The 13,790-nt window shown below is 71.2% G+C and carries 14 protein-coding genes; 5 read left to right on the forward strand and 9 right to left on the reverse strand.

All coding sequences use genetic code 11. From position 1 onward, the window contains the following. Positions 1-610 (reverse strand): response regulator transcription factor (locus ACWCQ1_RS34725; protein ID WP_003948568.1); only part of this gene is annotated, 610 nt, incomplete at its 3' end. Between the two features lie 381 nt (positions 611-991). Here ACWCQ1_RS34725 and ACWCQ1_RS34730 point away from each other — a divergent pair. Then, positions 992-1,321, forward strand: coding sequence for a WhiB family transcriptional regulator (locus tag ACWCQ1_RS34730; protein ID WP_358593232.1), 330 nt, complete (start codon positions 992-994; stop codon positions 1,319-1,321). A 134-nt stretch (positions 1,322-1,455) separates the two neighbouring features. On the opposite strand, the gene ACWCQ1_RS34735 is transcribed toward ACWCQ1_RS34730, so the two are convergent. Further along, positions 1,456-2,361 carry a LysR family transcriptional regulator gene (locus tag ACWCQ1_RS34735; protein WP_358593231.1) on the reverse strand — a complete coding sequence of 302 codons (906 nt, stop codon included), beginning with the start codon at positions 2,359-2,361 and terminating at the stop codon, positions 1,456-1,458. A 92-nt stretch (positions 2,362-2,453) separates the two neighbouring features. On the opposite strand from ACWCQ1_RS34735, the gene ACWCQ1_RS34740 reads away from it, so the two are divergent. The 3 genes from ACWCQ1_RS34740 (at position 2,454) to ACWCQ1_RS34750 (ending at position 4,753) form a co-directional block, all read left to right on the forward strand. Further along, positions 2,454-3,122: an MOSC domain-containing protein gene (locus ACWCQ1_RS34740; RefSeq protein WP_451028179.1), complete on the forward strand. Its 669-nt coding sequence runs from the start codon at positions 2,454-2,456 to the stop codon at positions 3,120-3,122. 61 nt (positions 3,123-3,183) lie between these two features. After that, the gene (locus ACWCQ1_RS34745) at positions 3,184-3,957 is read left to right on the forward strand and encodes an SDR family NAD(P)-dependent oxidoreductase (protein ID WP_133043231.1); all 774 of its coding nucleotides are present in this window, start codon (positions 3,184-3,186) and stop codon (positions 3,955-3,957) included. 88 nt (positions 3,958-4,045) lie between these two features. Beyond that, positions 4,046-4,753, forward strand: a complete 708-nt coding sequence (locus ACWCQ1_RS34750; RefSeq protein WP_451028180.1) for an ester cyclase — start codon at positions 4,046-4,048, stop codon at positions 4,751-4,753. 54 nt (positions 4,754-4,807) lie between these two features. On the opposite strand, the gene groL is transcribed toward ACWCQ1_RS34750, so the two are convergent. From groL to ACWCQ1_RS34770, 4 genes are all read right to left on the reverse strand, one after another. Next, positions 4,808-6,433: a chaperonin GroEL gene (gene groL / locus ACWCQ1_RS34755; RefSeq protein ID WP_358593229.1), complete on the reverse strand. Its 1,626-nt coding sequence runs from the start codon at positions 6,431-6,433 to the stop codon at positions 4,808-4,810. A gap of 117 nt (positions 6,434-6,550) precedes the next feature. After that, positions 6,551-6,859, reverse strand: coding sequence for a co-chaperone GroES (gene groES / locus ACWCQ1_RS34760; protein WP_055493212.1), 309 nt, complete (start codon positions 6,857-6,859; stop codon positions 6,551-6,553). An 878-nt stretch (positions 6,860-7,737) separates the two neighbouring features. Beyond that, on the reverse strand, positions 7,738-8,535 hold the full coding sequence (locus ACWCQ1_RS34765; RefSeq protein ID WP_451028181.1) for a polysaccharide deacetylase family protein: 798 nt from the start codon (positions 8,533-8,535) through the stop codon (positions 7,738-7,740). Further along, positions 8,532-9,461 carry a polysaccharide deacetylase family protein gene (locus tag ACWCQ1_RS34770; RefSeq protein WP_358593227.1) on the reverse strand — a complete coding sequence of 310 codons (930 nt, stop codon included), beginning with the start codon at positions 9,459-9,461 and terminating at the stop codon, positions 8,532-8,534. The genes ACWCQ1_RS34765 and ACWCQ1_RS34770 overlap by 4 nt, the downstream gene beginning before the upstream one ends. 90 nt (positions 9,462-9,551) lie before the next feature. On the opposite strand from ACWCQ1_RS34770, the gene ACWCQ1_RS34775 reads away from it, so the two are divergent. Continuing rightward, the gene (locus ACWCQ1_RS34775; RefSeq protein WP_451028182.1) at positions 9,552-10,715 is read left to right on the forward strand and encodes a THUMP-like domain-containing protein; all 1,164 of its coding nucleotides are present in this window, start codon (positions 9,552-9,554) and stop codon (positions 10,713-10,715) included. Here ACWCQ1_RS34775 and ACWCQ1_RS34780 read toward each other — a convergent pair whose 3' ends face one another. The 3 genes from ACWCQ1_RS34780 to ACWCQ1_RS34790 form a co-directional block, all read right to left on the reverse strand. Further along, positions 10,716-11,969 carry an RNA polymerase sigma factor gene (locus tag ACWCQ1_RS34780; protein ID WP_358593225.1) on the reverse strand — a complete coding sequence of 418 codons (1,254 nt, stop codon included), beginning with the start codon at positions 11,967-11,969 and terminating at the stop codon, positions 10,716-10,718. 45 nt (positions 11,970-12,014) lie between these two features. Continuing rightward, entirely contained in the window at positions 12,015-12,371 is a 357-nt protein-coding gene (locus ACWCQ1_RS34785) for a YciI family protein (protein WP_133043238.1), read from the reverse strand. 186 nt (positions 12,372-12,557) lie between these two features. After that, complete coding sequence (locus ACWCQ1_RS34790; RefSeq protein ID WP_358593349.1) at positions 12,558-13,526, reverse strand: LCP family protein; 969 nt, start codon at positions 13,524-13,526, stop codon at positions 12,558-12,560. Positions 13,527-13,790 lie beyond the last annotated feature (264 nt).

Genomic DNA, 13,790 nt, shown 5'->3' on the forward strand with positions numbered 1-13,790 from the left:
AGCGAACCAGACCCCACCGGAAGCCGAGTGCCACGGCATGCGCCCGGTCCGACGCGCCCAGCTTCTTGAACAGCCGCCGAGCGTGCGTCTTCACGGTGTCCTCCGACAGGAACAGCTCCCGCCCGATCTCCGCGTTGGACCGTCCGTGGCTCATCCCTTCGAGCACCTGGATCTCCCGCGCGGTGAGCGTCGGCGCCGCCCCCATCTCGGCGGACCGCAGCCGCCGCGGGGCGAGCCGCCAGGTCGGGTCGGCGAGCGCCTGCGTCACGGTCGCGCGCAACTCCGCGCGGGAGGCGTCCTTGTGAAGGTAGCCCCGCGCCCCGGCGGCGACCGCGAGAGCGACACCGTCCAGGTCCTCGGCGACGGTCAGCATGATGATGCGCGCGCCTGGGTCGGCGGACAGCAGCCGGCGCACGGTCTCGACGCCGCCCAGTCCGGGCATGCGTACGTCCATCAGAATCAGGTCCGAGCGGTCGGCGCCCCAGCGGCGGAGGACTTCCTCGCCGTTGGCCGCGGTCGTCACGCGCTCGACGCCGGGCACGGTCGCGACCGCGCGGCGGAGCGCCTCTCGGGCAAGCGGGGAGTCGTCGCAGACGAGGACGGATGTCATGGCCGCCCTCCGCAGCTGATGCACGTCACCTTGAGCCTCCAGGCTGGTACGAAATCGTCACCTGTGCGGTCGACTGTCTCGGACACTAGCCCGAGCACTTCTTGTTTCAACCGCCTCCGCACTCTCAACGACGGTCACTCGAAAGAGTTACGGGGCCGTGTGCCATCTTCGGCACTCTACGTGAGGGAGCGGACACGGCGCAGACATGCGGAGCCGACCCTCAACGTTTCATCACAACCAGTGCCCCATTCAGCCCTATTTCTTCCCATCTGCTGGTGTCTGAGGCTAGATTCGCAATGAGTCATATTTTCATCTCCTTAGATGAGAGATGTACGGTCGTGGGCACCGTATCCGCTCAGAACGGCTACAAGGGGTCACGTAATGGCAGATTTCTCCCGCCTTCCCGGACCGAACGCGGACCTGTGGGACTGGCAGCTGCTGGCTGCCTGTCGCGGGGTGGACAGCTCGCTCTTCTTTCATCCGGAGGGCGAGCGAGGCGCGGCCCGGAGCGCTCGCGAGAACTCGGCCAAGGAGGTCTGCATGAGGTGCCCCGTGCGCGCGCAGTGCGCGGCGCACGCGCTGGCGGTGAGAGAGCCGTACGGCGTGTGGGGCGGCCTGACCGAGGACGAGCGCGAAGAACTCATGGGGCGGGCGCGGAACCGGCTGGTGTCGGCGGGGGCCACTGGCGCGGGCAGCGTCCCGAACAACTGAAGGAACGTTTCGGCGTTCCGGATTCCAAGCTCCCGGACCCTGAGCTCCCGACGAGAAGGGCACGCACGCGTGCCCTTCTTTTCTCGCCCCCGCGGTCTCTCCTCGCCCCCGCGCGTCTCTCCTCGCCCCGCGCGCTACGGCTGCCGGGCCGCCGCGTGCGCGAGGTGGTCCAGGGTCGCCGCGACGGCCGGCACCTGGGCGAGGTCCGGCAGCGTCAGCGCCACGATCTCCCGCCGCACCGCGGGCCGCAGCGTCAGCACGCGCGCGTGGCGTGGCCGTACGGACTCGATGGCGAGCTGCGGTAGTACCGCCACGCCCAGACCGGCGCCCACCAGACCGACCACGGCCGGGTAGTCGTCGGTCGCGAAGTCGATCCGCGGGGTGAACCCGGCGCCCTCGCACACCTCCACCAACTGTCCACGGCAGCGCGGGCATCCGGCGATCCACGGCTCGTCCGCGAGCTCCCCGATGGCCACGGACCCGGCGCCGGCGAGCCGGTGCCGCTCCGGTACGAGCCCGACGAGCCGGTCGCTCAGCAGCGGCCGTACGACGAGGTCGTCCCACTCCCCCTCCTGGCCGCCCGCGCCCTCGTACCGGAAGGCGAGCGCCACGTCGCACTCGCCCTCGCGCAGCATCTCCACCGACGCGGGCGGTTCGGCCTCCTCGAGGGAGACCCGGGTGCCGGGGTGGGCCGCGCGCAGGGCCGCGAGCGCGGCCGGTACCAGGGTGGAACTGCCGCTGGGGAACGACACGAGCCGTACCCGCCCGGCGCGCAGGCCCGCGATGGCGGCGATCTCCTCCTCGGCGGCGGTGAGCCCCGCGAGGATGGTGCCGGCGTGCCGGACGAGCGCCTCGCCCGCCTGGGTGAGCCGCATCTCGCGTCCGCTGCGGACGAGCAGCGGGGTGCCGACCGACGCCTCCAGCGCCTTCATCTGCTGGCTGACCGCGGGCTGGGTGCAGCCCAGTGCGCGTCCGGCCGCCGAGAAGGAACCGGTGGTGGCGACGGCGCGCAGGACACGGAGATGACGGGCCTCGATCACCCTTCGAGGATAGGCGAAGGATAAGTGAGGCTTTGGTACGGCGCCGAATAATCGGTCGACGCTTTGAGACCCGGCGGCCTACCGTTTCCGTCATGAGGCTTCTGTCGGTGAATCTGGGCAGCGCGCGGGCCGTGCCGTACACGGACAACCCCGAGGGGGTGACCGGCATCGACAAGCGGCCGGTGGCGGGGCCGGTGCGGGTGGCCGCGCCCGGGCCCAAGGGAGTCGGCGGGAGCGGGCTGGCCGGGGACGCGGTGTGCAAGCGGCAGCACCACGGCGGGGACGACCAGGCGGTGTACGCCATGGCGCGCGAGGACCTGGACGCCTGGGAGCGCGAGCTGGCGCGCCCGCTGGCGAACGGCTCCTTCGGCGAGAACCTCACCACCGAGGGCCTGGACGTCTCGGGCGCGCTGATCGGCGAGCGGTGGCGGATCGGGGACCGGGTCGTGCTGGAGGTGACCTGCGGGCGGATCCCGTGCGGCACCTTCCAGGGCCACATGGGTGAGCGGGGGTGGGTGAAGCGGTTCACGCGCAAGGGCGCGCCCGGGGCGTACCTGCGGGTGATCGAGCCGGGCGAGATACGGTCCGGCGATCCGGTCGAGATCGTGCACCGGCCCGCCCACGACGTGACGGTGGCCCTGCAGTTCCGCGCGGTGACCACCGAACGGACGCTGCTGCCAAGGCTGTTGGCGGCCGGGGACGCACTGCATCCGGAGGCGCTGGCCAACGCGCGGAAGTATCTCGAGAAGTACGGCACCTGAACCCCCCTCACCGCCCGCCCGCGGATCGGACCCCTTGCCTCCGGGTAACTACGCTTGGGCCATGACAACGGCTCTGATTACGGGATCGACGGCGGGCATCGGCGCCGCGTTCGCACGGCGGCTGGCGGCGGACGGGCACAACCTGGTCCTGGTGGCCCGGGACACCAAGCGGCTGCACGAACAGGCGACCGAACTCCACGACCGGCACGGCGTCGAGGTGGAGGTGGTGACGGCGGACCTGGCGACGGACGACGGCATCGAGACGGTGGCCGCCCGCCTCTCCGACCGCAGGAACCCCGTCGACCTGCTGATCAACAACGCCGGCTTCGGCAACAAGGGCCACTATCTCGACGTCCCCATGGCCGACGAGCTGAAGATGCTCAAGGTCCACTGCGAGGCGGTGCTCCGGCTGACGTCGGCGGCGACGGAGGCGATGCGGGAGCGGGGCCGCGGGGGTGTCGTCAACGTCGCCTCCGTCGCCGCCTTCGTCCCGCGCGGCACCTACGGCGCGTCCAAGGCGTGGGTCGTGCAGTTCACGCAGGGCGCGGCGAAGGATCTCGCGGGCAGCGGGGTACGCCTGATGGCCCTGTGCCCCGGTTTCGTGCGCACGGAGTTCCACCAGCGGGCCGGCATGGGCACGGACAACATCCCCGGCTGGATGTGGCTCGACGCGGACAAACTGGTGGCGGCGGCGCTGAGTGATCTCGCCCGTGGCAAGTCCCTCTCCATCCCGGACCCCCGGTACAAGGCCCTGATGGGGATCGTGAAGGTGACGCCGAGGGCCCTGCTGGGCGGGATCACCTCGCGGACGGGGCGGAAGTACGGGCCGCAGTAGGGGCGCAGTAGCGCTGCATGGCCCGATGACGCCGGCGGGCAGAGAATGGGGGTGTTCAACCGGACCCAGGCGGACCGGAGGCAGCACCATGACCTTCGTACAGCTCATCGACTGCAGGACCAGCCGTTTCGACGACATGAACCGGCTGATGGACACATGGGTCGAACAGACCAGGGGGAAGCGGACGGCGACGCACGCCGTGGTCGGCAAGGACCACTCCGACGCGTCGCACTTCATCGAGATCGTGGAGTTCCCGTCGTACGAGGAGGCGATGCGGAACTCGAACCTGCCCGAGACGGACAAGATCTTCCGGGAGATGGTGGCCCTCTGCGAGGAGATGCCGACCTTCACGGACCTGGACGTGGTGCGGGACGACCGGCTGTACGCGGCGAACGTACGGCGGTTCTTCGAGACGATCGCCGTCAAGGGCGATCTCCCGCCGCTCGACGACCTGATCGCCGAGAACTACCACGACCACGATCCCGCCAACGAGCAGGACACCATGGGCATGGACGCCATACGGCGGGAGATCGGCATGTGGCGCGCCGGCTTCGACTTCGCCTTCGACGTCGAGGACCAGATCGCGGACGGGGACCGGGTGTGCACCCGGTGGACCTGGCGCGGCACCCAGACCGGTGAGTTCATGGGGCTTCCCGCCACGGGGCGGAACGTCGTGATGACCGGGGCGACCATCTTCCGGTGCGACGAGGACGGGAAGATCGTCGAGGGCTGGTGGCAGTACGACCGGCTCGGGCTGATGGCGCAGTTGGGCGCCCTGGACCAGTTGGAGCAGTAGACGCCGAAAGGCCCGGCACCCCCAGGGGGTGCCGGGCCTTCGTGCTGCGGTGCGTCAGTGGGCGTGGCTGTGACCGTGGCCCGCGGCCGCCGGCTCCTCCTCTTCCTTCTTCTCGACGACCAGGGTCTCGGTCGTCAGGAGGAGGGAGGCGATGGAGGCGGCGTTCTCCAGGGCGGAGCGGGTGACCTTGACCGGGTCGATGACGCCGGCCTTGACCAGGTCGCCGTACTCGCCGGTCGCGGCGTTGAAGCCCTGGCCCTTGTCGAGCTCGGCGACCTTGGAGGTGATGACGTAGCCCTCGAGGCCGGCGTTCTCGGCGATCCAGCGCAGCGGCTCGACGACCGCGCGGCGGACGACGGCGACACCGGTGGCCTCGTCGCCGGTCTTGCCGAGGGAGCCCTCGAGCACCTTGGCGGCGTGGACCAGCGCGGAGCCACCACCGGAGACGATGCCCTCCTCGACCGCGGCGCGGGTCGCGGAGATGGCGTCCTCCAGACGGTGCTTCTTCTCCTTCAGCTCCACCTCGGTGGCGGCGCCGACCTTGATCACGCACACGCCGCCGGCGAGCTTCGCGAGGCGCTCCTGGAGCTTCTCGCGGTCCCAGTCGGAGTCCGTGTTCTCGATCTCGGCCTTGATCTGGGCGACGCGGCCCGTGACGTCCTCGGAGTTGCCGGCGCCGTCGACGACCGTGGTGTCGTCCTTGGTGACGGTGACGCGGCGGGCGGAGCCCAGCACGTCCAGGCCGACCTGGTCGAGCTTGAGGCCGACCTCCTCGGAGACGACCGTGGCGCCGGTGAGGATCGCCAGGTCCTGCAGCATCGCCTTGCGGCGGTCACCGAAGCCGGGGGCCTTGACCGCGACCGCGTTGAAGGTGCCGCGGATCTTGTTGACGACCAGGGTCGACAGGGCCTCGCCCTCGACGTCCTCGGCGATGATCAGCAGCGGCTTGGAGGAGTTGGTCTGGATGACCTTCTCCAGCAGCGGCAGCAGGTCGGCGATCGAGGAGATCTTGCCCTGGTTGATCAGGATGTACGGGTCGTCGAGGACGGCCTCCATACGCTCCTGGTCGGTGACGAAGTACGGGGACAGGTAGCCCTTGTCGAAGGCCATGCCCTCGGTGAAGTCCAGCTCCAGACCGAAGGTGTTGGACTCCTCGACGGTGATGACACCGTCCTTGCCGACCTTGTCCATCGCCTCGGCGATCAGCTCGCCGACCTGCTGGTCCTGGGCGGACAGCGCGGCCACGGCGGCGATGTCGGACTTCTCGTCGATCGGGCGGGCCGTCGCGAGGAGGTCCTCGGAGATGGCGGCGACGGCGGCGTCGATGCCCTTCTTGAGCGCGGCCGGGGAGGCACCCGCGGCCACGTTCTTCAGGCCCTCGCGCACCAGCGCCTGGGCGAGCACGGTGGCGGTGGTGGTGCCGTCACCCGCGATGTCGTTGGTCTTGGTCGCCACCTCCTTCACCAGCTGGGCGCCGAGGTTCTCGTAGGGGTCCTCGACCTCGACCTCACGGGCGATGGTGACGCCGTCGTTGGTGATGGTGGGCGCGCCGAACTTCTTGTCGATGACGACGTTGCGGCCCTTGGGGCCGATCGTCACCTTGACCGTGTCGGCCAGCTTGTTGACGCCGCGCTCGAGGGCGCGACGGGCGTCCTCGTCGAACTTCAGGATCTTCGCCATGACAGCGGGAGCCCTCTCGGATCTGTGGGTTGTAACAAAGACACTGCGCCCCGGGCGCCCGGCTTCTTAGTGGTCGCGGGGGCCGGGGGCGCAGCGTGGAAAAACTCTGAGGCGGTACTACTTCTCGATGATCGCGAGCACGTCGCGGGCCGAGAGGACGAGGTACTCCTCGCCGTTGTACTTGACCTCGGTGCCGCCGTACTTGCTGTACAGCACGATGTCGCCGGTCTTGACGTCGAGCGGCAGGCGCTCGCCGTTCTCGAAACGGCCCGGGCCCACGGCCAGGACGACGCCCTCCTGGGGCTTCTCCTTGGCGGTGTCCGGGATGACCAGGCCAGAGGCCGTGGTCTGCTCGGCGTCCAGCGGCTGGACCACGATGCGGTCCTCGAGCGGCTTGATGGCAACCTTGGAGCTGGCGGTCGTCACGATCCGACCTCCCCCTTCGGAGATCTCACGGGGTTAACTGTCTGAGGTGGCGACCAGGTGGATCCGTCGTCGCGGGTGCCGGACCTGCCCGTCGCTTGTTTGGCACTCTCCAGGGGGGAGTGCCAGAGCCGAGACTATGACCGCGATTAGCACTCGGTCAAGCGGACTGCTAATCCCGAGCGGCGCGTCGGCCCGCGATCCGGTCGCTGGATGCCTCGCGAGAGGTCCCGTCCGCCGTGTTGGACACGTATACCGTCGCGTCGCCCCCTGCCCTCCTGGTCGCAGTCGTCCGACGGCTATGCGCTCGCGGTCCTGCTTCCGGCCGAACGCGCCTTCGACCAGGCGTTCGCCGGCGTCCTGGCCCCCAAGGGGCCACACGTAGGGCGGGCCGACTGGCCAGCGACAGGCGCGTCGCGAGAGGGGCCCCTCCGCCGCCTGGACGCTTACCACCCCCCTTGCCCTCCCGGTCCCTGCCGTCCGACGGCTGCACGCTCACGGGCCTCCTTCCGGCCGAACGCGCCTTCGGCCTGGCATTCGCCGACGTCCTGGCACCCAAGGCGCACACGTAGGGCGCGCCGGCGTGGCCAGCGACAGGTGCCACGCGAGAGGGTCCCCTCCGCCGCCCGGACGCTTACCGCCAACCCCTGCCCTCCCGGTCCCAGTCGTCCGACGGCTGCGGGCTCGCGGTCCAGTTTCCAGCCGAACGCGCCTTCGACCTGGTGTTCGCGGCCCCCTGGCGCTGAACGGGCACGCGTGGGGCGCGACGGTGTGGCTGGGAGGGCAGGCGACGGCCGCCCTCGCGTTCGCCCTCTTCTTCTTCCGGTTCTTCCGGGACGGGTTCGCCGTGACCCGTGCGGGGCGGATGCCGGCGGCCTCGGCTACAGATAGTCCTCCAGACGCCCCACCGTCAGCCCCCGTTCCTCCAGACGCGCGAGGAGGCGGGACGTGCGTTGGGTGAGGGGTGGGCCCGTCGCGGCGTCCGGGGCCACGGAGACGATGTCGCCGGGGGTCAGGTGGCGGGCGGTGCGGGTGTAGGTCAGCCGGCCGGCGGAGTTCATCGACACGCACCACAGCACCAGCGCCGTGACCCCGCAGTCACCGGCCGCGCGGAGGGTGGTGCCGTCGTACGCGCCGTGGGGCGGCCGGAACAGACGGGGCCGGGGCCGGTCGGGCCGGCCGCAGATTTCGGCGCGCTGGCCGGCGTAGGGCAGGCCGCGCAGGGTGGTGCGGCCGAGGCGGGGACCGTGGGTGCCCGCGTCGGCCGGCCGTGGACGCGGGAGGTGGCCGTGGACCGGGGCGGCGGTGCCGTCGGCGGTGAACACGCTGACGGGCAGCCGGAGTTCACGGACCATGTCGGCGAAGCGCGGGTCCCGCGCGGCGCCGTCGTCGTAGGTGAGGAAGACGACCCGGTCGTGGGTGGGGACGTGGGAGACGATCAGGGGGAGGGCCGGGCCCGCCGGGCGGAGGGCCGGGGCGCGGGCGGGTCGCGGGGCACGGGGCAGCGGGGCCTGGAGGCCCCAGCGGCGGTACGACCGCACGGGCCGGCCGGCGTGACCGTGCGGCCGTACCTCCTGCGCCGCCTTCCTGCCGAGCCGTTCGATGGGGTCGACGGACTGGGCGCAGCCGGTGAGGAGGGCGAGCGCCAGAACCCCGGCGGCCAGCTCCCGGAGCCTCACAGGTAGTCCTCCAGGCGGGCCACCGCGTACCCCTCGGCCGTGACCTTGTTCAGGAAGCGCCGCATGTCGTCGACCATGGTGCCCTTCCACTCGTCGCGGCCCCGGAAGTGGGTGAGCACGATGTCGCCGGGGTGCAGGTCCTGGTCGTCCTCGCGGTACTCCCAGTGGTCGACGAAGACCTCCTCGTCCCAGATCGGCGCGTACCGGATGCCGCAGGACTTCGCGGCGCGCAGGGTGTCCCGGTTGTAGTTGCCGAAGGGCGGCCGGAAGACGGTCGGGGCCCGGCCGAACTGCTTCTTCATGACCGCCTGCATGCCGCAGATCTCGTGCCGCTGCCGCTCGTAGGAGAGCCCCGGCAGATAGGGGTGGGTGAGGGTGTGGTTGTTGAGGGTGACGCCCTCGGACTGCATCCGGCGGAAGTACCCGTAGTCGTCCTTGACCAGGAAGTCGCTGAGGAAGGCCGAGTACGGGATCTTCAGCTCGCTCATCATCCGCAGGAACGCCGGGTCCTTCTCGGCGCCGTCGTCGATGGTGAGGAAGACGACCCTCTGCCGGGTGGGAACCGTGGTGAAGACGGGCGGGAGGTCCAGCTCCTCCTGGTCGTCCACCTCGAAGCCCCTGCGGGCGGTGATCCGCGGCTTGTGCGCCGGTGGCGGCGGAGCGGTCAGGGGCACCTGACGCAGCCCCCAGCGCCGCGCGGCGGCGGCCCGGGCGGTGAGGGCCGCGCGCAGCTTCAGGGCGTACGAGTCCAGGGCGCGGGCCTCGGGTGCCTTCAGGGGCTGCTGGCCGGAGGCCGGGCGCACCTCCTGGCCGTCGCCCGTCGCACAGCCGGAGGCGATGGCGGCGACGGCGAGCACGGCGATCCCGCCACGGACTCGCCGCTTCCGGGACGCCCCGTTTTTATCGTTTTGTACGACTGCTCGCATGGTGCCGGATCCTCGCAGGCCGGGCCCGCGATCCCGGCCCGACACCGCGTCCCCGGGCACACCATCCACCGACTGGCCCACAATGACCCGGTGAACGACCTCGCCCTCCTCCTCACCCCCGAAGGCCGCGCCCTCCTCGACGAGGTGCGTGACACGGCCCCGGCCGACGAGCTCGCCGTGGCGACCCGGCTGCGCCGCGAGCACCCCGCCGACCTGGTGTCGGCGGCCCTCGGGCAGGCGCGGCTGCGGCAGCGGGCGGCGGCGAAGTTCGGGGCGGCGGACGCCGGGCGGATGTTCTTCACACCCAACGGGGTGGAGCAGTCGACGCGGGCGAGCGTGGCGGCGTACCGGGCGGATTGCTTCCAGGCCATGGGGGTACGGTCCGTCGCCGACCTGTGCTGTGGGATCGGCGGGGACGCGATCGCGTTCGCCCGGGCGGGGATCGGGGTCCTGGCCGTGGACCGGGACCCGGCGACGGCCGCCGTGGCGCGGGCGAACGCCGAGGCGCTCGGGCTGGCGGACCTGATCGAGGTGCGGGAGGCCGATGTCACGGAGGTCGACACGGCGGGGTACGACGCCGTGTTCGTCGACCCGGCACGGCGCGGCGGACGCGGCCGGATCTTCGACCCCGAGGCCTACTCACCGCCCCTGTCCTGGGCCGTCGGGGCGGCCCGCAAGGCGTCCCGGGCCGCCGCGCTGAAGGTCGCCCCGGGCATCCCGCACGAGGCCGTGCCCGAGGACGCCGAGGCCGAGTGGATCTCGGACGGCGGGGACGTGAAGGAGGCCGTGCTGTGGTTCGGGACGACGCCCGGGGCGGTCCGCGCCACGCTGCTCCCCGGCCCCCGCACCCTGCTCGGAAGGGGGCTCCCCGATCCCCGGGTCCGCCCGGTGGGCCGCTACCTGTACGAGCCCGGCGGCGCCGTCATCCGCGCCCATCTGGTCGCCGAGGTGGCCGAGGACCTGGACGCCGGCCTGATCGACCCCACCATCGCGTACGTCACCTCCGACGCCCTCCTCCCCACCCCGTACGCCACCTCCTACGAGATCACCGACCAACTGCCCTTCAACGTGAAGAAGTTGAAGGCCCTGCTCCGGGAGCGGGAGGTCGGGACGCTGACCGTGAAGAAGCGGGGGTCGGCGGTGGAGCCCGAGGAACTCAGGAAGAAGGTCAAGCCGGCCGGCCCCAACTCGGCGACCGTCTTCCTGACCCGGGTGGCGGGGGCGCCGACCATGCTCGTCGGACACCCCGCCTGATCACCCCGCTCCGGCCGCCCGCCGCAGCAGCAGCTCCCGTTCCCGTTCGTTGCGGGTGAGTTCCGCCGCCCGCGCGAACTCGGCGCGGGCCTCGGCCGTACGCCCGAGGCGCTCCAGCAGGTCGCCGCGGACGCTGGGGAGCAGGTGGTAGTCGCGCAGGGCGGGTTCCGCCGCGAGGGTGTCCACGATCGCGAGCCCCGCTTCCGGACCCTCCGCCATCGACACGGCGACGGCGCGGTTGAGTTCGACGACCGGGGAGGGGGCGCGGGCGGCGAGCAGGCCGTAGAGGGTGGCGATGCTCGTCCAGTCGGTCTCCTCGTAGGTGTACGCGTGCGCGTGGCAGGCGGCGATCGCCGCCTGGAGGGTGTACGGGCCCGGGGCGCCGGTGGCGGTGGCCTCGGCGCGGTGCAGGGCCGTGATGCCACGGGCGATGAGCATGCGGTTCCAGCGGCGGCGGTTCTGGTCCTTGAGCAGCACGGGTTCGCCGCCGGGGCCGGTGCGGGCCGCGGCGCGGGAGGCCTGGAACTCCAGCAGGGCGGCCAGCGCGTGCACCTCGGGTTCCTTCGGCATCAGCGACGACAGCACACGGGCCAGCCGCAGCGCGTCCTCGCACAGCGCCGGGCGCAGCCAGTCGTCGCCGGCCGTGGCGGCGTACCCCTCGTTGAAGATCAGGTAGATGACGTCCAGGACGGAGCCGAGACGGGCCTCGCGGTCCGGGCCGTAGGGCACCTCGAAGGCGACGTTCTTCGTGGCGAGGGTGCGTTTGGCGCGGACGATGCGCTGGGCGACCGTCGGCTCGGGGACGAGGAAGGCGCGGGCGATCTCGGCGGTGGTCAGGCCGCCCAGCAGCCGCAGGGTGAGGGCGGTGCGGGCCTCGGCGGACAGGACGGGATGACAGGTGGTGAAGACCAGCCGGAGCAGGTCGTCGTCGATGTCCTCGGGGTCGGCGGGCTCCTCGGGCGGCGCGGTCGTCTCCAGGCTGCGGCCGATCTCCGCCAGCTTGCGGGCGTAGTTCTCCCGGCGCCGGACCAGGTCGACGGCGCGGTGCCGGGCGGTGGCCGTCAGCCAGGCGCCCGGGTTGTCCGGCACACCGTCCCGGGGCCACTGCTCCAGCGCGGCGACCAGGGCGTCCTGGGCGAGCTCCTCGGCGATGCCGACGTCACGGACGATCCGGGTGACGCCGGCGACGATGCGCGGGAACTCGAGGCGGAAGACGGTGTCGACGGCACGGGTGGCGGTGGGCTGCTGTTCCACAGCCCACCATGCAACACCCCCGACGGGCCTCGGGCCAAGCGGCGCTCAGCCCTCCGCGATCTCCCTGACCTCGCAGGTCACCGTCCAGTGCTCCTCGTGCACCTTCAGGAACCGCTTGGTCCACTCCAGTGCCTCGGCCTTGTCCTTGCACTGCATGATCGCGTAGCCGCCGACGACCTCCTTGGACTCGGTGAAGGGCCCGTCGGTCACGGAGATCTCACCGTTCTGCCAGTGCACCCGCGTGCCCTGCGCGGACGGCGTCAGCCCGGCGGTGTCCAGCATCACGCCGGCCTTGGTGATCTCCTCGATCAGCTCCCCCATCCGCTGCATCAGCTCGGGGCTGGGCCCCTCGGCGGGGGCGGTCTTCTCGTCGATCTGTACGAGGGAGAGGTAGCGGGGCATGGTGACTCCTCGGTCGGTCCGGGGCCGGTCGCTGTCCGGCCTTTCACCAGTGCGTCGATCGAGGAGGCCGGGGATCGACAGGCACGCCGCATTTCCCCGAAGTTTTTTCCGCCGCCCTTGTTTCCGCTGGTCAGCGCAGCGACTTCTCTGTGCGCTGCTCAGCGCAGCGACTGATCCTTGCGCTGCTCAGCGCAGCGATTCCCACAGCTCGCTCGCCGCCGGTTCCTTCGCCACCACGCGGTTGGGGTCGGAGGGGGCCGTGACCACCGGCATCATCACCGTCTTGAGGTGCTGCGCGGTCAGGCCCTTCAGACTGCGCCCGAACCCGACCAGCTCGCTGATGGAGTCCAGGCCCGTGTCGGTGGTGAGGCTGTCCGTCAGGGCGTCGCCGACGGAGTAGAGCCGGGCGGGGTCGGTGAAGAGGTTCGTCGAGGAGATCTGCTCCAGCAAGGCCTTCACCAGCTTCTGCTGGAGGCCTATGCGGCCCAGGTCGCTGCCGTCGCCTATGCCGTGCCGGGTGCGGGCGAGGGCGAGGGCCTGCTTGCCGTCGAGATGGTGGGTACCGGCCGCGAGGTGCAGATGGCTGTCGTCGTCGTCGATGTCCTGGTCCGTGGTGACGGTGACCCCGCCCAGGGCGTTCACCAGCTTCGCGAAGCCCGAGAAGTCGATCTCGATGTAGTGGTCCATGCGGACGCCGGTGATGGACTCGACCGTCTTCACCGCGCACACCGGGCCGCCCACGGAGTAGGCGCTGTTGAACATGGCGTTGTGGGCCACGGCCGTGGAGCCACCCGACTTCAGCGGGCAGGACGGGCGGGTGACGAGCGTGTCGCGCGGGATGCTGACGATGGTCGCGTCCTTCCGGCCCGCGTCGATGTGCACCACCATCGCGGTGTCCGACCGGGCGCCGGAGCTGCTGCCCCCGCCGAGCGCCTTGTTCTCCTTGCCGCTGCGGGAGTCGGACCCGAGGACGAGGACGTTCAGGGAGCCGGTGGGCAGCGGGGATTCGGAGGCCCCGGGGGACGGGATCGTCACCGCCTTCGCCGGACGGTCGTCGCCGAGCGCCTGGTTGATGTCGACGCTTTTGATGTTGCTGTCGAGGTGCCAGTACACCCACCCCGCCGCCCCGGCGCCCAGCACCAGCAGTCCCGCCATGGTGAGGCCGGCGATCCTCAGTACGGTCGAGCGCCGGCCCCTGGATCTGCCCCCGCCGCCGCTCTCCGCCTGTCCCGGCTCAAGTCCCGTCACAGACAGGAACGTAAGTCCGAATTATTAGGAGGTTGTTAGCAGCGACCCCACGAAGCGGTTTTCTACGGAAAATCTCACGCTTCTCAGAGACCCGTCAGCCCAGGGTGACCGCAGACACCGGGTTGCTGGGGTTTCGGCAGTTCCGGACGAGTGGCAGCGCGTCAGCGGGCC

The organism is Streptomyces sp. NPDC002144 (assembly GCF_053593695.1).